Below are 17,403 nucleotides of genomic sequence, written 5' to 3' on the forward strand. Positions count from 1 at the left end.
GAACGACCATGGAAGACACCGACATCATCGTCGTGGGCGGCGGATCGGCCGGGTCCGCGATGACCGGGCGGCTGGCCGAAGCGGGCCTGTCCGTCACCCTGATCGAGGCGGGTGGGACCGATCGGCATATGCGCTCGCGCATCCCGGCGCTCACCAGCGCCATCGTCCAGAACCCCGCCTATGACTGGTGCCATCAGGTTGAGCCGGACCCGTCGCTGGGCGGCCGGGCGGATATCTGGCCTGCGGGCAAGATGCTGGGCGGTGGCAGCTCCCTCAATGGCATGATGTTCATCCGCGGTCATCGCTGGGACTATGACCAATGGGCGCGGCAGGGCGCGGCGGGATGGGATTATGAAGCGGTCCTGCCCTATTTCCGGCGGATGGAGGATAATGAGCGCGGCGCCGACACATGGCGCGGGACGGGCGGGCCGATCGCCGTGTCGGAAGGCCGCGCGCGCTATCCCATCACCGACCAGTGGATCGCGGCGGCGCAGGCGGCGGGCATCCCCCGATCGCTCGACCTCAACGGCGAAAGCGCCGAAGGCGTCGATTATGTGCAGGTGTCGCAACGCAAGGGCGAACGCTGCTCGGCAGCGCGCGGCTACCTGCACGACCGACGCGGTGGCAAGGTGCCCAACATCCTGCTGGAAGCGCAACTGCTGCGCATCCTGATCGAAGGTAATCGTGCCGTCGGCATCCTCTACCGACAGGATGGCATAGAGAAGGAACTGCGCGCCCGGCATGGTGTGGTTCTCAGCGCCGGATCGATGAACACGCCGCGCCTCCTGATGCTGTCCGGCATCGGCCCCGCCGATCATCTGCACGACCATGGTATCCCTGTCGTGCGCGACCTCCCCGGCGTCGGCGCCAACCTTCAGGATCATGTCGGCACCCATGTCGTCAACGAAGTCGATGTGCCCACGCTCAACAGCGATGCGCAGGGCCTTCGCGGCGCCTGGCAAGTCTTGCGCTATGCCCTCGCCCGACGCGGCGCGCTGACCACCGCGATCGGCCATGCCCAGGCCTTCGTGAAGAGCCGCGCCGATCTGCCCGCGCCCAATCTCCAGATCAGCTTCGCCGCCTTCGCTTTCGATTTCGACGAGCAGGGCCGGTTGATGCTGCGCAAGACGCCGTCCGTCTCCACCTTGGTCGGGCTGATGCGCCCCAGCCATCGCGGCCGCATCAGCCTGCGCTCCGCCGACCCCTTCGATCCCCCGAAGATCGAGCATCGCCAGCTCGGCAGCGACGACGACATCGACCAGATTGTCGAGGGCATCGGCATCGCCCGGGCCATCCTGAACGAAACACCGATCGCGACACATATAAAGAGCGAACTGCGCCCCGGCCCGGCGCTGACCGATCCTGCGCAATTGCGCGCCTATGTGCAGATGGCGTCGATCCCGCTCTATCATCCGGTGGGCACCGCGAAGATGGGCCGGGCGGATGATCCCCATGCCGTGGTCGATGCCGATCTGGCAGTGATCGGCATCGATGGTCTGTGGGTGGCCGATGCCTCGGTCATGCCGACCCTGCCCGCAGGCAACACCAATGCGACGGCGATCATGATCGGCGACAAGGGTGCCGACCATGTCCTCAAGCGCCTTGATCGCCCCCGCATAGTCCGATAGGGCCTGCCCTGCGTCCGGTTCCCCGCCAGGGGATCAAAAGGGAACGGGGTTCAAGACCCCGGCTGCCCCTGCAACTGTGAGCGGCGAGCCAGCGAGGCACAAGCCATTGGGATATCTGTCCCGAGAAGGCGCTTCGCCCCGGCATTGACCCGCAAGCCAGGAGACCTGCCGGCCGTGGTCGTTCTTCGTCCGGACAGGGTGTGCCGGCCGAACGGGGTTATCCCTCGCGCAACGACGAGTCGACCGTGCGGCAGCGCGGCGGGGATGTCGTGCGCCGTGCGCATGGCATCGTCGTTTCGTCTTCGCGCGGTCCTGTCACGGACCGGGGATCATGATGCGCGCGTCAATTACATATCGATTTTTCAGCCAGAGAGCGGCCTGAGCCATGTTGCGGCCGGTCGAAGATGTGCCTGCGGTGGTGGTGTGCAACAGTTGTCGCCATTCGCCCGATGCCCGCGAAGATGCGGAAGGGGTGCGCGGCGGCGCGCGACTGGTGGAGGCGCTGCACCGGGTGAAGGCCCAGTCGTCCCGCTATGATGGCGTTGCGGTACAGGACATGCCCTGCCTGTTCGCTTGCTCGGAGCATTGCACCGTCCACCTGCGCGCGCCGGGCAAGGTCGGTTATGTGCTGGGGCGCTTCACCCCGGATGAGGAAGCCGCCCGCGCGATCCTGGACTATGCCGCCCATTATGCGGCGAGCGAGCATGGTCGCGTGCCCTTTGCCGACTGGCCACAGGGGGTGAAGGGCCATTTCATCGTCCGCACCCCGCCCCCCGGCTTCGTCGCAGCATGAGCCTGTTTCCCACCATCGCCGCGTTCGAGGCGGCACTGGCATCCCTGCCCGCCGTCGATCAGGCCGCGCGCGATGCTGCCGCCGCCCGCCAGGCCCAACTGACCAAGCCTGCCGGATCGCTCGGCCGTCTGGAGGATATCGCCCTCTTCATGGCCGGCTGGCAGGGACGGGCGCGGCCCCGGATCGACCATGGTCTGGCGCTGATCTTCGCCGGCAATCATGGCGTGACCCGCCACGGCGTCAGCGCCTATCCGGCCGAAGTGACGGCGCAGATGGTCGCCAATTTCGCGTCCGGCGGTGCGGCGATCAATGCGCTGGCGGGGGCTGCGGGACTGGATCTGCGCGTCGTTCCGCTCGATCTGGACCGGCCGACGGCGGACTTCACGATCGAACCGGCGATGAGCGAAGCGGATTGCCTTGCCGCCCTCAATGCGGGCGCCGATGCGGTCGATCCGACACTGGACCTGCTGCTGCTGGGCGAGATGGGCATCGGCAACACGACGGCGGCGGCGGCTTTGTGCCTGCGCAGCTTCGGCGGTACGCCGGACGACTGGGTCGGCGCGGGTACGGGCGTTGACGCTCATGGCCAGATGGTGAAGCGACAGGTGCTTGATCTGGCCATGGCCTGCCACGCCGATGCACCCAGGACCGCCTTTGAAACGCTGCGCTGCGTTGGCGGGCGGGAAATCGCGGCAATGGCCGGCGCGATGCTGGCGGCGCGCCATCATCATATCCCCGTGGTACTGGACGGCTTCGTCTGCTCCGCCGCGCTGGGGGCGATGGCGGCGGGCACGCCCGACATCTGCAATCATGTCATCGCCGGGCATCGTTCGGCCGAAGCAGCGCATGGACGCCTGCTCAAACGACTGGTGCTGACCCCCTTGCTCGATCTCGACATGCGGCTGGGCGAAGGAAGCGGCGGCGCGGTGGCCGTGGCGGTGATCCGGTCCGCGCTGGCCATGCATGATCAGATGGCGACCTTCACCGATGCGGGCGTGTCGGCCGGCTGATGCAGGGTGTGCTGCTCCATCTGATGCGGCATGGGGCGCCGGTGGAAACGGGGCGCCTGCTGGGGCATGGCGACTGGCCATCGACCGATGCGGGTATCGCCGCCTGCCGGGCGCGGGCTACGGCGTTGGACGTAGCGGCGATCCATTGTTCCGACCTGTCCCGCGCTTCGCAAGCGGCAGCGGTAATCGCGCAGGATCGCGGCCTGACGCCCCGGATCGATGCGCGCTGGCGGGAACTGGATTTCGGGGCATGGGACGGCATCGATCCCGCCACCCTGGACGCGAGCGCGCTGGCCCAATTCCACGCCGATCCGGATGCCTGCCCGCCGCCCGGTGGCGAGCGCTGGTCGGCGCTGGTGGCGCGCGTTGGGGCGGCCATTGCAGCCTTGCCGTGCGAACCCGCTCTGGTCGTCACGCATGGCGGGGCGATGCGCGCCGCGCTGGCCAGCCTGTGCGGCTTCGGCCAGCGTCAGCTATGGGCGGTCGACCTGCCCTATGCCGCCTGCCTCACCCTGCGCGTCTGGCCGGGCGAACCGCGCTGGGGCCAGATTGTCGGGCTGGCGACATGAAGGGGCTGGTGCTGGCGATCCAGTTTCTCACCCGTCTGCCCATGCCGCGCGTGACGGCGGACGATCGCGATTTTGCGGCGTCGATCCGCTGGTTCCCGGCAGCGGGTCTGGCCGTGGGTGCGCTGGTCTGCGGGGCAGGGGGGATCGGTGCGCAGGTCGATCCCTGGACCGGCGCCTTGCTGGCGCTGGTCGGCTGGGTCTGGGTGACGGGGGCGCTGCATCTCGATGGCCTTGCCGATCTGGCCGATGCGTCTGGCGCGATTCACAAAGGCCCGGACCGGCTGCGCGCGGTACTGGCCGATCCGCATGTCGGCGCCATGGGTGTCGTGGCGGTCGCGGTGCAGGTGGCGGCCAAGCTGGTGCTTCTGCATGGCCTGCTCGAACAGCGCGCATGGGCGGCGTTGATCCTCATCCCCTGTGCCGCGCGGATCGGACCTTTGCTCTGGAGCCGCTGGCTACCGCCGCTGCATGACGGGCTGGGCGCGCGCTTCCAGCATGCGGTGCGACCGGTCGACCTGCTTTGCTGGGCGGTCCTGCTGCTGGCGGCGGGCTGGCTTGTCCCGGCGCTGCTGATGACGCCCTTGCTGATCCTTCTTTGGATGATGCGACTTCGCATCTTGCTGGGCGGCGTCTCCGGCGACGGCCATGGTGCAGGCATCGAACTGGTGGAAAGCGTCCTGTTGCTGGCGACCCTAATCGCGGGGCGGCTATGACCAGTCCATGGACCTATCATGGCGGCCGTCTGGATACGGCGCGTCTTCATTATGGCAGCGATTTGGACTGGATCGACCTGTCGACCGGGATCAATCCCACCCCCTGGCCAGTCGAGCGCGCCGGTCCGATCGATTGGGCCAGCCTGCCCGACGAAGCGGCACGGACCGATCTGGAGGCCCGCGCGAGCCGCTATTTCGGCGTGGAAGCGGCCCATGTCTGCGCGCTGCCGGGGACGGAAATCGGCTTGCGCATGCTCGCCGACATGCTGCCCGGCGCGGCGCGTTATGCCACGCCCTGCTATCGCACCCATGGTGATATCTATCCGGCTGGGCGGCCCGTCTCCCTTGGCGAAGGTGCGGCCGAAAAGGGCGAAATCCTGCTGCTCGCCAATCCCAATAATCCCGACGGCCGCCTGCTGACGCCGGCGCAACTGGATGCGATACTGGCACAGGCCGAGGCAGCCGATGGCTGGCTGGTGATCGATGAAGCCTTTGCCGATGTGCATCCGGGCTTCAGCCTGACGGATCGGATCGGGGAGGGCAGGCGGCTGCTGATTTTTCGCTCCTTCGGCAAATTTTTCGGCCTCGCCGGTGTGCGGCTCGGCTTCCTGCTGGGGCCATCGGAAATCGTCACACGGTTTCGCACCCGGCTGGGGAACTGGCCCGTGTCGGCGGCGGCGCTGGCGATCGGGCGGGCCGCTTATGCCGATGCGGCGTGGATCGATGCGGCCCGGACGACAATATATGCGCAAGCTGCGACGTTGGATGCTGTGTTGCGACGCCATGGTCTGGAACCGATCGGCGCCTGCCCGCTATTTCGCCTCGTCGCCTGCGCTGACGTGGCCGCGCTGTTCGACCGGCTGGCGCGAGCAGCGATCCTGACCCGGCCCTTTGCCGACCAGCCGCATTGGCTGCGCTTCGGCCTGCCGAAGGATGCGGCGGCACTGGATCGGCTCGACCGGGCGTTGGCCGATGGCTGAACCGGTCGCGCTGCTGGCCATGGCGCTGGAGGCGCCGATCGGCTGGCCGGATGCGGTGCAGCGCCGGATCGGCCACCCGGTCGGCCTGTTCGCTGCCATCATCGACGTGTGCGAACGGCGCTGGAACCGGCCGGACCGGTCGGATGCCGCGCGGCGGGCGAGCGGGATAGCCTGCGTGCTGATCCTGTTGGCCATGACGATCGGTGGCGGATTGTTGCTGGAATGGATGGCGCATCTGCTGCTGGGGCGCTGGGGCTGGATCATGGTCGCGCTGCTGGCGATGCCCGGCATGGCGGCGGGCAGCCTGCATCGCCATGTCCACGCCGTCGTTATCCCCCTGCGCGCGGGCGATCTGGAGCAGGCGCGCAAGGCGGTCGGCATGATCGTCGGCCGCGATACAGCCCATTTGGATTCCGCCGGAGTGGCGCGCGCCGCGATCGAAAGTCTGGCCGAAAGCTTTTGCGATGGCGTGGCGGCGCCGCTCTTCTGGCTGCTGATCGGCGGTCTGCCGGGCCTCTGGGCCTATAAGGCGATCAACACCGCCGACAGCCTGATCGGGCACAAGGAATCCCGCTGGCGCGCCTTTGGCTGGGCGGCGGCGCGGCTGGACGATGGGCTGAACCTCATTCCGGCACGGCTGTCGGGCCTGCTGCTCTGTCTGGCGGCCGGGCGGGGCTGGCGGATAATGTGGCGTGATGCGCATCGCCATGCCTCCCCCAATGCGGGCTGGCCGGAGGCGGCAATGGCGGGTGCACTCGACCTGTCGCTGGCCGGGCCGATCGCCTATGACGGCGTGCGCCATGACAAGGACTGGATCGGATCGGGCCGCCGCGATCTGAACGGGCAGGATATCGACAGGGCGTTGCGCCTCTACCGGCGGGCCTGCCTGCTGCTGGCGGCGCTGGCGGGAGGAGTGGCTTGGGCTTGGGGATGAATCATCTGTTCGTGCTGGGCGGCGCGCGGTCGGGCAAGAGCCGCCATGCGCAGATGCGCGCGGAGGCCATGCCCGGCGACCTGATCTATGTCGCGACCGCGCAGGCGCTCGACGCCGAAATGGCCGACCGTATCGATCGCCACCGCGCCGATCGCGGCCCGCGCTGGCGCACCATCGATGCGCCGTTCGATCTGGCGGCGGTCGTGCAGGCGCAGGCCCGGCCAGGCCAAACGCTGCTGATCGATTGTCTGACACTCTGGGCGTCCAACTTGCTGCTGGCGGAGCGGGACATGGACGCTGCGCTTGCCGCCCTCATCGATGCGCTCGACCATGCACAAGGGCCGGTCATTCTGGTCGCCAATGAAGTGGGGCTGGGCATCGTCCCCGACAATGCGCTGGCCCGCCGCTTTCGCGACATGGCGGGCACGATCAATCAGGTGGTCGCCGCCCATTGCCCCGAAGTGGTCTTCGTCGCAGCCGGCCTGCCGCTACGGCTGAAATAAGCGCCTCTCCACTCTCCCTCTTGGCAACAACAGTAACGATTGTTACTATGAGTCGAGATAAGAGAGGATCGAGAGGCCATGCCTGCCTACCCCCAGACCATCCATTTCATCGGCCTCAACACGCCGGTCGGCGTCGAATGGTCGGCGCGCAATCTGGACGTGATCGGAGACATCCCGGCCGAGATCGACGGCGCCTTCTTCCGCGCCGTGCCCGATCCCGCCCATGCGCCGATGTTCGCCGACGATATCGTCCTGTCGGGCGACGGCATGGTCGCGAAATTCGCGATTCAGGATGGCAAGGTCGACTATGCCATCCGCTATGTCGAAACCGAACGCTATGCACTGGAGAAGGACGCCCGCCGCGCCCTGTTCGGCCGTTATCGCAACCCCTTCACCGACGACCCGAGCGTCGGCGGCCGCGACCGCACCGTCGCCAATACGACGCCCGTCTGGCATGGCGGCCGCCTGTTCATGACCAAGGAGGACGGGTTGGGCTATGAGGTCGATCCCGACACGCTGGAGACGATCGGCCGCTGGGATTATCATGGCGCCTTCACCTCCCAGACCTTCACCGCCCATCCGCGGGTCGATCCGGACACGGGGGAAATGTTCTTCTTCGGCTATGAGGCGGACGGGCTCTGCTCCACGAAGATCGCCTATGCCATCGCTGATCGCGACGGCAATCTCGTGTCGGAACAATGGTTCGATCAGCCCTATTGCTCGACCATCCATGATTTCGCGATCACCCAAAATTACGCGATCTTCCCGATCTTCCCCACCACCGCCGATCTCGACCGGTTGAAGGCTGGCGGCGAACATTGGGCGCATCAGCAGGAACTGGAAAGCTGGGTCGGCATCATGCTACGCTATGGCAAGGTGGAGGAGATGCGCTGGTTCCGGGGGCGCCCCGGCATTTCCGCCTTCCACCTGCTCAACGCCTTCGAGGAGGATGGCCGCATCCATCTCGACCTCTGCCTGTCGGACACCAATGCCTTTGGCTTCATGCGCGAGGCTGGCGGCATCCAGCGCGACCAGCGCGAAATTCAGGGTGGCCTCACCCGCTGGACCTTCGACATGGAAAAGCCGGGCGATGGCTATGAAGAACGGGTCGTAGGCCCACCGGGCGACATGCCCCGCCTGCGCGACGCGGATCAGGGTCGCCCCTATCGATCGGCCTGGTATCTGTCGATGAATCCGCAGGGCGGTCCGCCGCTGCTCGGCGGCCCGGTCGGCTTTGCCTTCAACGCCCTGCTGCAGATCGAACCGGGCAATGGCCGGATCGACATGATGGGGCTGGAACCCGGCATGGCGATCAGCGAACCGGTACATGTGCCATCACCCCGGCCCGATCATGAAGGCTGGCTGCTGATGGTGGTGGACCGCCAGACCGGGGAGGCAGACTTCCGCTCCGAACTCTGGATCGTGGACGCCAATGCCATCGCCGCAGGCCCCATCGCCCGCGTGCCCATGCCCCTGCCGATGCGGGCGCAGGTCCATGGCGCCTGGGTATCGGCGGCGCAGCTTGCCACCGCAAAAAGTCGCCAACCGGCTTGACATAATAGTAACGATCGTTATTGATTGCAGGAGAGGGAAGGCGATGCGTCCTGCCCTCCAACAAGGACTGCAAAGCAGAACCGGCCAGCGGGGCGGGTGAGAGGATGACAGGGCAAGGCAGGCGCACAAGCGCCGCCCGCCCGGTGCCGTCGACAGGCGGCGCCGGTCCCTCTTTCCACGCCTGCGGCCATGAAAAGAGGGAGGACAAGCATGACATCCTTTGGAAAGTGCGCATTTCGGACCCATGGAGCAGCGCTGGCCCTGGTCGCGGCCATGACCGCTGCGCCGGCCTTTGCCCAGGAAACGGCGCAGCCAGACCAGGCGAGCGGGCAGGCAGGCGATCAGGCCAACAGCGCCGACATCATCGTCACCGCCCAGTTTCGCGCCCAGAATTTGCAGGACACGCCGATCGCGATCACCGCCGTCTCGGCCGATACGCTCGCCGCGCGCAGCCAGACCAGCGTCACCGATCTCGGCCAGTTCGCGCCCAACGTCGCGCTGGCCCCGGCAACCAGCATTCAGGGCAACAGCGTTGCCGCCTTCATCCGCGGCGTGGGCCAGCTCGACGCGAGCTTCGCGCTGGAACCGGGCGTGGGCATTTATGTCGATGATATCTATTATGGCACCACCTTCGGCGCGGTGATGGACCTCACCGATCTGGAACGGGTGGAGGTGCTGCGCGGGCCACAGGGCACGCTGGCCGGCAAGAACAGCGTCGGCGGCGCGGTCAAGCTGTTCAGCAAAAAGCCGGATTCCACCCCCGGCGGCTTTATCGAGGCGACCTATGGCCGGTTCGACCGGATCGAACTGCGCGGCAGCGCCAATATCCCGCTGACGAACGACCTGTTCCTGCGCGTATCCGGCGTGTCGAAAAATGTCGACGGCTATATGAGCCTGCTCGACTATGGCTGTGTCAATCCGACCTCTGGCATTCCGGCCAGCAGCGGCAATAAAAATTGCAAGATCGGCACCGAAGGCGGCATCGACGTGATGGGCCTGCGCGCAGCATTGCGCTACGCGCCCGCCGGATCGCCACTCGAAATCAACATCGTGGGCGATGTATCGCGCGACAATAGCGAAGTGGTCGCCACCAAATTGCTCTATGCCGATAATCCGTCGGTGCGCAGCTATGACGCCAGCGATGCGACGGCCGGCATCCCCTTCGACAGCCGCTTCCTGACCGGGGCGAAGAGCTACACCTCCTACGCCACCTATGCGACCGGCGGCAATTATACGACCGCCTTCGGCATCCCGACCCAGGTCGCACCGGGCGGCTTCACCGCCAGCCCGACCAGCACGGTCAAGGCATGGGGCCTGTCCGGCACGATCGATTATGACTTGTCTGACAGCCTGAAACTCAAATCCATCACCGGCTGGCGCGAAGCCCATGGCACCAGCGCGATCGACGTGGACGGATCGCCGCTCGCCATCCTGCTCCAGCAATTCACCTATGGCCATGAACAGTTCACGCAGGAACTGCGCCTCAGCGCCAATTTCAATGATCTGGTCGACCTGACCGTGGGCGGCTTCTATTATAGCGCGACCGACACGATCAAAGGGCGCAGCCAGATCCCGACCCTGTTGTTCGATTTCATGTCGGACGACGTGATCAAGAATCGCAGCGTGTCCGCCTTCGCCCATGGCGAATTTCATGTGACCGACGCCTTCAACATCATCGGCGGTCTGCGCTACACCGACGACAAGAAGACGTACCGCTATTCCCGTCGCAATGTGGACGGCAGCCTGCCGAGCGGCGCCTTCTTTACCCCCAATTTCCTGCTGGCGGGGCTGGATGGTCTGACCGGCACGTTCAAGGGCGATCGGCTCGATTATCGTCTGGGCGTCAATTATCGCTGGTCTGGCGACCTGATGACCTATGCCCAGATATCGACCGGGTTCAAGGGCGGCGGCATCAACCCGCGCCCGTCCGCCCCGGATCAGGTGCTGACTTTCGGCCCGGAAACGCTGACCACTTATGAAGCGGGCTTCAAGGCGGATCTGCTGGGCCGCATGCTGCGCCTGAACGGTGCGGTCTTCCTCAACAAATATAAGGATATGCAGCTTGTCCGCTATCAGTGCCCGGAAAGCGTGGTGCTGTCCTGCTCGGTGCCGTCCAATGCGGGCGATGCACAAGTGTTCGGCTGGGAAGCGGAAGCGCAATTCCATCCGGCCGATGGCCTGTCGATCGATGCGTCGGTCGGCTATCTCGATTTCGATTATACGAAGATCACCAATGCCGCGACGCTGGTGACGAAGGACATGATCGCGCCCTTCATCAGCAAATGGCAATTGTCGGCCGGCATCCAATATGAAGCGGATCTGGGCGGCAATGGCACGCTGACGCCGCGGATCGACTGGTCCTGGCGCTCCAACTTCTATTATAATTCGGTCAACAACGCCTATAATCTGATCGACCCGCCCAGCCTGGTGAATGCGCGGCTGACCTATCAGGCGGCGGACAAGGACTGGTCGCTCAGCGCCGGCGTCACCAATCTCTTCGACAAATTCTATTATAATGGCGTCGCGGAAAATGTCGGCACCTTCGGCGTCGTGACCGGCACCGTCGGCCGCCCGCGCGAATGGACCGTGACCGTGAAGAAGAATTTCTGATCCTTGTTTGACCGGAGACAGTCCCGGCGACCGGACAAGGATCGGTGATGCCGTAGGGAAGGGGAGGAAGGCCCGTCCGCTTTAAGCGGGCGGGCCTTTTTCATGGGGGCATGACCTCGGATTGCGGCGTGTGTTGAGATGCTTCTGGCGCAGGATGTGCGCAATTGGCGATAACCCAACCCCGTTCGGCCCTTCGACAAGCTCAGGAGCGCCTGAAGCCCTGGCGGGTAACGAAATGGCTGCTTGCGGATCGCTACAACCCGATAGCGGTCATTTCACCACCATCTCGAAACACCCCGCAAATGAGGTTGTCGGACACATCCTCAATCCGACAGTGGTTCTCGCACGGACGAGGGGCCAGCGCGACCACGCAATGCCTTCTCCGACGTGATTTCTTCAGAATTGGGTGACGAATGCGCGGCCACCATGTGTTTCCCGACAGGGCGCGCAAAAGCTGCAAGCCAACACGCGACCTATCGAGGAAATCAAAACCTTGATGCGTTCCAAGGTGGCAACCGCAAAGTTTCTCTTTGTAGCGCGATTGTCATTGCAACATCCTGCCTAAGCCTTGTCGCGTCTGGTAAGAGGCTCGACATGCGCTTAGTCTTTAGATGAAGCACGGACGTTTGATCCACTGGACTATGCAATACACTTCTGAACATCTCGGCTGCGTCATCAGTACGCCCGGCTAGCCCCGCCGTGACCCCGGCATTGTAGGCCATCCATCCGGGATGCGCCTGTGCCTGCCGTGCTTCGGTCCGCGCCTGTTCCAAGAGAACCTCGGTCGTATCGGCTATGGAAGAGAACATTGTCGCAAGTCGCTGCGCCTCTTCCGCCGCGCTATTGGCGAGGCCCGCTGCCACGACCGCGAACTGTTCATCGGATGCGTATTCCGCGAAGCCTTCCAAGCGTCCGCCGAAGTCGAAGCTGATTGTGCCTATGTCCATCCAGAGCCAGTGGGCAGCGACGTTGAGATAGCTGCCCTTGCTCCAGGAACTGGGCTGGAACTCCACAACAGCGAGCCACCAAGAATGATCGAAGAACCATAGGCGCGACTGTCCCTTACGCTGAAAGCCTAAGGGCCTGAGTATCGCTTTAGCAGCATTGGCAATTAGCTTTTCATGTGGACCCGGCATTTATCTTCCCCCGCGCAAACCTATTTTGCACTTACGTCCGTTCACTATTCTATCTTTGCCGTTCGCTGCACAACAATCAGCTGAAATCCGTCAGGTGAAGGTACGCAGCACGCGCTCAATTGTCTTCCCACGGGTTGAGTATGGGAACGCCCGTCGCCTCAAAGTCAGCGACATTGCGCGTCACTATGGTCAAGCCATGCGCTTGAGCGGTTGCGGCAATCCAGCCATCGCGCTCACTTACCGGATCGGGAACGTGCAGCGCAGCGCAAGCAACTGCGACTGTCGAGTCCATCGCCAGCACACGACCGGCAAAGCCGGGTTTGACGATATGGTCGAGCCAGTGCCGTAATCGCTCGCCCTGTGCGGGATCACGACGCTCGACACGAACCACGCCCAGTTCCAGTTCGAACAGCGACATAGCCGAAACGAAAGTTGTGCTGGGATCGGTTGCCTTGAGCCATGCTACGACCGCCGGCGCTGCGCGACCGGATCGGGCCTTGCGACTTTCGGAAATGACATTGGTGTCGATCAGGAACATCAATCCAGTTCCGCCGGCCGCGAAGCGAGACGGGCCTTGGGCGGCTCGAAATCGAAATCCTGATCATCGTCGGGCATCAGCACGTCCAGCAGCGACATGCCGCGCCCTGCCAAACGCTCATAGTCCTTGATCGCCATCACAACGAGCGAAGGCTTGTTGCGGTCGGTGATGAAGACGGGACCAGACAAAGCGGCACGCTTGATGCTGCCAGGGTCGCGATTGAACTCCCGACTGGTGAAAGTGGCTGTCATTGGCACCTCCATATGTCGTTACATACAGACACATGGAGGTGCGGCGGCAGAATGTCAATGTAGCAGCTATGCAATCGGATCGGCAGTCCGTCAGGTAAATGGCGACTCATTTTCCACCATCCCTAATATGTCCCACCACCTGCACGCCGATACACTCTTACAATGTAGGATTTCTTCTGATCTACCATGGAGGATGAAGCCATCCTCCTCCCTGAAATCGGTCGCCTCCGTCACGCGCGGGGCATGCGCGTTGCAGGTGCAAAGCTGGCGCGTTCCCGTCGCGTTGCAGCCGCCTGACAGGCGCGTCTCCGCAGGGGCAGGTGGCGCGTTGCAGGCGCTTGGGGGACGCTTCGCGAGTGCATTGCAGGTGCATTCTGCCCTTTTTAGCCCGACGACATTGTGAACTTCGGCGCTGTCCTACACGCCACCCCATCCTCGCCCCCTCCAGCCGCCCGATTGGCCGTTGCAATAATAATAACGTTCGTTATGATGGTTCCATCAGCTGGCCGACCGCCCGGATCAGGGGCGGCGGCGCACAGGCAGGAGAGGATTGATCATGTTGCCCGACGCCGTTCGCATTGCCCATCCCGACAGGCTGTTCATCGGCGGCGCATGGGTCGCATCGACCGGCGATGGCGTGATCGACATCGTCTCGCCCAATAGCGAGGATGTCGTCGCGCAGGTTGCGGAAGGCAATGCGGCGGACATGGATCGCGCCGTCGCCGCTGCGCGCAAGGCTTTCGACGAAGGACCATGGCCGACCATGGCCCCGGCGGAGCGCGGCGCGATTGTCCGGCGCATGGGCGCGGAACTGGAAAAGCGCGCGCCCGAACTGGCGGCCGCCTGGACCGCGCAGGTCGGCGGCCTCGCCAGTTTCGCCCCGATCATGACCGGCGGCGCCACTGCAACGATGATGGCGATCGCCGGCTATGCGGACAGCTATCCCTTCGTGGAGCGCCGCCCGTCGCATATGGTGGACACCGCCATTGTCGTGCAGGAACCGGCCGGCGTCGTCGCGGCGATCGCGCCGTGGAATGCGCCCTATGGCATCATGTCGGCCAAGGTCGCCTATGCACTGGTCGCGGGCTGCACCGTCATCATGAAGCCTTCGCCCGAAACCCCGCTGGAGGCCTATATCATGGCCGAAGCGGCGGAGGCGGCCGGGGTGCCCGCCGGGGTCGTCAATCTGGTCGCCGCCGGGCGCGATGCGTCCGATCATCTGGTCCGCAATTCGGGCATCGACAAGGTGACTTTCACCGGGTCGACGCTGGCGGGCAAGCGGATCGGCGAAGTCTGCGCCGGGCGGGTGGCGCGCTGCACGCTGGAACTGGGCGGCAAGTCGGCCGCGATCGTGCGCGACGACTTCCCGATCGAGGTGGCCGCCGCGATCCTGGGCAACACCATCACCATCATGAGCGGGCAGGTCTGCGCCATGCTGAGCCGCGCTATCGTGCCAAAGCATCGGCATGACGAACTGGCCGACGCCATCGCAAAGGTGATGCAGGGCATCCGCATCGGCCATAGCGACGCCCCCGATACCCAGCTTGGCCCGGTGGCGATGAAGCGGCAACTGGACCGGGTGGAGGAGTATATCGCGCTGGGCCGCGAAAGCGCCGACCTCGTCACCGGCGGCAATCGCCCGGCGCATATGAACAAGGGCTATTTCATCGAACCGACCCTGTTCGCCAATGTCGATAACGCCAGCCGCATCGCGCAGGAGGAGATTTTCGGTCCCGTCCTCTGCCTGATCCCGGCGGAGGATGAAGAGGATGCGATCCGCATCGCCAATGACAGCGCCTTCGGCCTCAACGGATCGGTGCTGACCAACGATGCCGACGCCGCCTATCGCATCGGTCGGCGCATCCGGGCCGGGGGCTTTGGCCAGAATGGCATGAAGCTCGAATTCGGTCTGCCCTTTGGCGGCTTCAAACAATCGGGCATCGGTCGCGAAGGCGGGGTGGAGGGGCTGCATCCCTATCTGGAAACCAAGACGATCCTGCTCGACACGGCGCCTGCGGGCTTCTGACCATGATCGCCCTCAATGCGCAGGGGCGGGGGAGCGGCGCGGCCTTCACCGCCGCCCGGATCATCTTCGGCGGCTGGTTCCTCTTTTCGGGGGTGGAATATTTCACCCCCTTCGACCTTCAGCCGCTGGGCAACACGCCGCTGGCGCAGGAATTTACCTTGGCGTTGATCCATTCGGGCCTGTTCGCCTGGATCAAGGTCATGGAAGTAGTCGCCGCCTTGCTCATATTGGCGAACCGCGCCGCGCTGCCCGCCGCGCTCGCCTGCGTGCCGCTCAACATCGTGATCGGCTACTGGAATTTCGTGCTTGATCCCGGCGTGGTCGAATATGCATTCGGCATCGTGACGCTGCTGCTCAATGCCATCCTGCTCTGGCCGTGGAAGGGGGAATTGATCGGGTTGCTGCGCTGGTAGCATGCCTTGACCTGTCCTTGCCTATCGGGGATGGCCGACAGGAAGCAGGGCAAGGACCGGCATTTGGAACCGAAGACGACCATGGAAAGCGCGCGCCCCGGCCTATTGCGGGCGACCCGTCTGGCCTTCGTCGTACCGGGCTATGCCATTTCCGCCTGGGCGCCGCTCATCCCGCATGTGCAGGCGCAGATCGGCCTCAACGCCGGGCAGCTCGGCATGGCGCTGCTGGCGCTGGGCGCCGGATCGATGACGACGATGCCGATCGCCGGGGGCCTTGTCGGCCGTTTCGGTTGCCGCCGCCTGTTTGCGGGCGCGGGCTATGCGGTGGCCCTCATCCTGCCGCTGCTGGCGCTCGCCCCCTCGGTCTGGTTGCTGGCGGCGGCGCTGTTTGCCCTCGGCATCTCGCTCGGCTTGCTCAGTTGTGCCCGCAATCTGCACGGCATCCACACCGAACGCACCCTTGGCCGCCGCCTGATGTCCGGCTTCCACGGCTTCTACAGTCTGGGCTGCATCTTCGGCGCCGGCACGATGAGCGTCCTGATGGGCTCCGGCGTCGCGCCCGCGATCGCGATCCTGCTCGTGTCCCTCGCCATCCTCATCGGCGTAACCCTCTCGACGCCTTACATCACGGATGAACGCAACGCCTCCGGCCCGGCCTTTGCGCGCCCGCGCGGTATCGTTCTGCTGATAGGCCTGCTCTGCTTCGTCATCTTCATGGCGGAGGGATCGGTACTGGACTGGAGCGCGCTCCTCCTGTCGGACCATTTTCATCTCGACGCGGCGCGCGCGGGCCTGGGCTATGTCGCCTTCGCCATCACCATGACCGCCGGTCGGCTTATGGGGGATCGTCTGGTCCGCCGCCTTGGCGACCGGATCATGCTGGGCCTTGGGCCGCTGATTGCAGTGCTGGGCTTCTGGATTGCGATCCTGCCCATCCACTGGACCCTGGCCGTTGCCGGCTTCGCTCTGGTGGGCGCGGGCTTGGCCAATATCGTGCCGCTTCTCTACAGCGCTGTCGGACGCCAGACCGTCATGCCGCAAAATCTCGCATTGGCCGCCGCCGGATCGATCGGCTTTGCCGGCGTTCTGACTGGGCCCGTGGCGATCGGCTTCATGGCTCAGTGGAGCAGCCTGTCCGCGGCCTTCGTCATATTGTCCGTTCTGGTCCTGCTGGCTGCCTATCAGGCGCCTCGGACGACACCCAGAGGGTGAGTTGATCGGACCATTGGTGTGAGTCGGGCGATAGAATCACCGGAGTTGGTTGATTCTGGCGTTAAATCAGGGGTTTGATTCTGGGTTTTGGTGGATTGGCGATTGATGCGCGGGGATGTGGGGTTTCTGCTATTTTGACGTAAATGTCTGTAAATAAACAATATTTATATCCCCTTCACGAAAGTTTCAAAAAGTGTGTTGACGGAATTAGCGGTCCTATCTAGAGGGCTTTTCACCGGACGGGGCGCTGCCGACAGGGAGCGTTTGGAACGGTCGCCAACATAGACGGGATGCACCTCCCCTGGACAAGGTTTCAGGGTGGGATTGCTGTCCCGCTAAGGTTGTCGGTTCTTTGACATTGTCGGTTAGATGAAGGGACATGTGGGCGGCGGCTCCGGTCTGCCACGGCTTTCAGGCGTGGTGTGATCGGTTAAATTAGGCCGTTCCTTATTGGAGCCTTTTCGAGCTTGCTCGGGGAGGTTGTCTATATGTCTCAGTATATTCCACTAGAATATATTGTGCAGGAATGGCTC

General features: G+C 64.4%; 16 protein-coding genes and 1 riboswitch. Of the genes, 13 read left to right on the forward strand and 3 right to left on the reverse strand.

Annotation, left to right across the window (positions count from 1 at the left end):
* Nucleotides 1–8: 8 nt before the first annotated feature.
* The 10 genes from BMY84_RS23200 (at nt 9) to BMY84_RS23245 (ending at nt 11,294) form a co-directional block, all read left to right on the forward strand.
* Entirely contained in the window at nt 9–1,628 is a 1,620-nt protein-coding gene (locus tag BMY84_RS23200; RefSeq protein WP_093086957.1) for a GMC family oxidoreductase, read from the forward strand.
* A riboswitch (cobalamin riboswitch) is annotated at nt 1,627–1,816 on the forward strand. It overlaps the preceding gene by 2 nt.
* Nucleotides 1,817–2,013: 197 nt before the next feature.
* Entirely contained in the window at nt 2,014–2,421 is a 408-nt protein-coding gene (locus BMY84_RS23205) for a DUF1636 domain-containing protein (protein WP_093086959.1), read from the forward strand.
* A complete protein-coding gene (cobT, locus tag BMY84_RS23210) occupies nt 2,418–3,431 on the forward strand; it encodes a nicotinate-nucleotide--dimethylbenzimidazole phosphoribosyltransferase (RefSeq protein ID WP_093086960.1) in 1,014 nt (337 codons plus the stop codon). The genes BMY84_RS23205 and cobT overlap by 4 nt, the downstream gene beginning before the upstream one ends.
* Nucleotides 3,431–4,000, forward strand: a complete 570-nt coding sequence (locus BMY84_RS23215; protein WP_093086962.1) for a histidine phosphatase family protein — start codon at nt 3,431–3,433, stop codon at nt 3,998–4,000. The genes cobT and BMY84_RS23215 overlap by 1 nt, the downstream gene beginning before the upstream one ends.
* Entirely contained in the window at nt 3,997–4,713 is a 717-nt protein-coding gene (locus BMY84_RS23220; protein WP_093086963.1) for an adenosylcobinamide-GDP ribazoletransferase, read from the forward strand. The genes BMY84_RS23215 and BMY84_RS23220 overlap by 4 nt, the downstream gene beginning before the upstream one ends.
* Nucleotides 4,710–5,693: a threonine-phosphate decarboxylase gene (locus BMY84_RS23225; RefSeq protein ID WP_093086965.1), complete on the forward strand. Its 984-nt coding sequence runs from the start codon at nt 4,710–4,712 to the stop codon at nt 5,691–5,693. The genes BMY84_RS23220 and BMY84_RS23225 overlap by 4 nt, the downstream gene beginning before the upstream one ends.
* Complete coding sequence (gene cbiB, locus BMY84_RS23230; RefSeq protein WP_093086966.1) at nt 5,686–6,627, forward strand: adenosylcobinamide-phosphate synthase CbiB; 942 nt, start codon at nt 5,686–5,688, stop codon at nt 6,625–6,627. Before BMY84_RS23225 ends, cbiB begins: the two co-directional genes overlap by 8 nt.
* A complete protein-coding gene (gene cobU / locus BMY84_RS23235) occupies nt 6,624–7,130 on the forward strand; it encodes a bifunctional adenosylcobinamide kinase/adenosylcobinamide-phosphate guanylyltransferase (RefSeq protein WP_093086968.1) in 507 nt (168 codons plus the stop codon). The genes cbiB and cobU overlap by 4 nt, the downstream gene beginning before the upstream one ends.
* Before the next feature lie 78 nt (nt 7,131–7,208).
* Nucleotides 7,209–8,684 (forward strand): carotenoid oxygenase family protein, encoded by a 1,476-nt coding sequence (locus BMY84_RS23240; RefSeq protein WP_093086969.1) that lies wholly within the window; start codon nt 7,209–7,211, stop codon nt 8,682–8,684.
* A gap of 210 nt (nt 8,685–8,894) precedes the next feature.
* Complete coding sequence (locus BMY84_RS23245) at nt 8,895–11,294, forward strand: TonB-dependent receptor (RefSeq protein ID WP_093086971.1); 2,400 nt, start codon at nt 8,895–8,897, stop codon at nt 11,292–11,294.
* Nucleotides 11,295–11,779: 485 nt separating this feature from the next.
* Here the strand turns inward: BMY84_RS23245 and BMY84_RS23250 are convergent, their stop codons facing one another.
* The 3 genes from BMY84_RS23250 to BMY84_RS23260 all read right to left on the reverse strand — a co-directional run bounded on the left by BMY84_RS23250 (nt 11,780) and on the right by BMY84_RS23260 (nt 13,219).
* Entirely contained in the window at nt 11,780–12,430 is a 651-nt protein-coding gene (locus BMY84_RS23250) for a DUF4304 domain-containing protein (protein ID WP_093086972.1), read from the reverse strand.
* 115 nt (nt 12,431–12,545) lie between these two features.
* On the reverse strand, nt 12,546–12,968 hold the full coding sequence (locus BMY84_RS23255; protein WP_093086974.1) for a type II toxin-antitoxin system VapC family toxin: 423 nt from the start codon (nt 12,966–12,968) through the stop codon (nt 12,546–12,548).
* A complete protein-coding gene (locus BMY84_RS23260; protein ID WP_093086975.1) occupies nt 12,968–13,219 on the reverse strand; it encodes a type II toxin-antitoxin system Phd/YefM family antitoxin in 252 nt (83 codons plus the stop codon). Before BMY84_RS23260 ends, BMY84_RS23255 begins: the two co-directional genes overlap by 1 nt.
* Before the next feature lie 556 nt (nt 13,220–13,775).
* Between BMY84_RS23260 and BMY84_RS23265 the strand changes: the two genes are divergently transcribed.
* The 3 genes from BMY84_RS23265 to BMY84_RS23275 all read left to right on the forward strand — a co-directional run bounded on the left by BMY84_RS23265 (nt 13,776) and on the right by BMY84_RS23275 (nt 16,870).
* Complete coding sequence (locus BMY84_RS23265) at nt 13,776–15,245, forward strand: aldehyde dehydrogenase (protein ID WP_093086977.1); 1,470 nt, start codon at nt 13,776–13,778, stop codon at nt 15,243–15,245.
* Nucleotides 15,246–15,247: 2 nt separating this feature from the next.
* On the forward strand, nt 15,248–15,658 hold the full coding sequence (locus BMY84_RS23270) for a hypothetical protein (protein ID WP_093086979.1): 411 nt from the start codon (nt 15,248–15,250) through the stop codon (nt 15,656–15,658).
* Between the two features lie 63 nt (nt 15,659–15,721).
* Entirely contained in the window at nt 15,722–16,870 is a 1,149-nt protein-coding gene (locus BMY84_RS23275) for an MFS transporter (protein WP_218147011.1), read from the forward strand.
* The last annotated feature ends 533 nt before the right edge of the window (nt 16,871–17,403 follow it).

It is taken from the genome of Sphingobium sp. AP50, assembly GCF_900109095.1.
GTDB lineage: Bacteria > Pseudomonadota > Alphaproteobacteria > Sphingomonadales > Sphingomonadaceae > Sphingobium.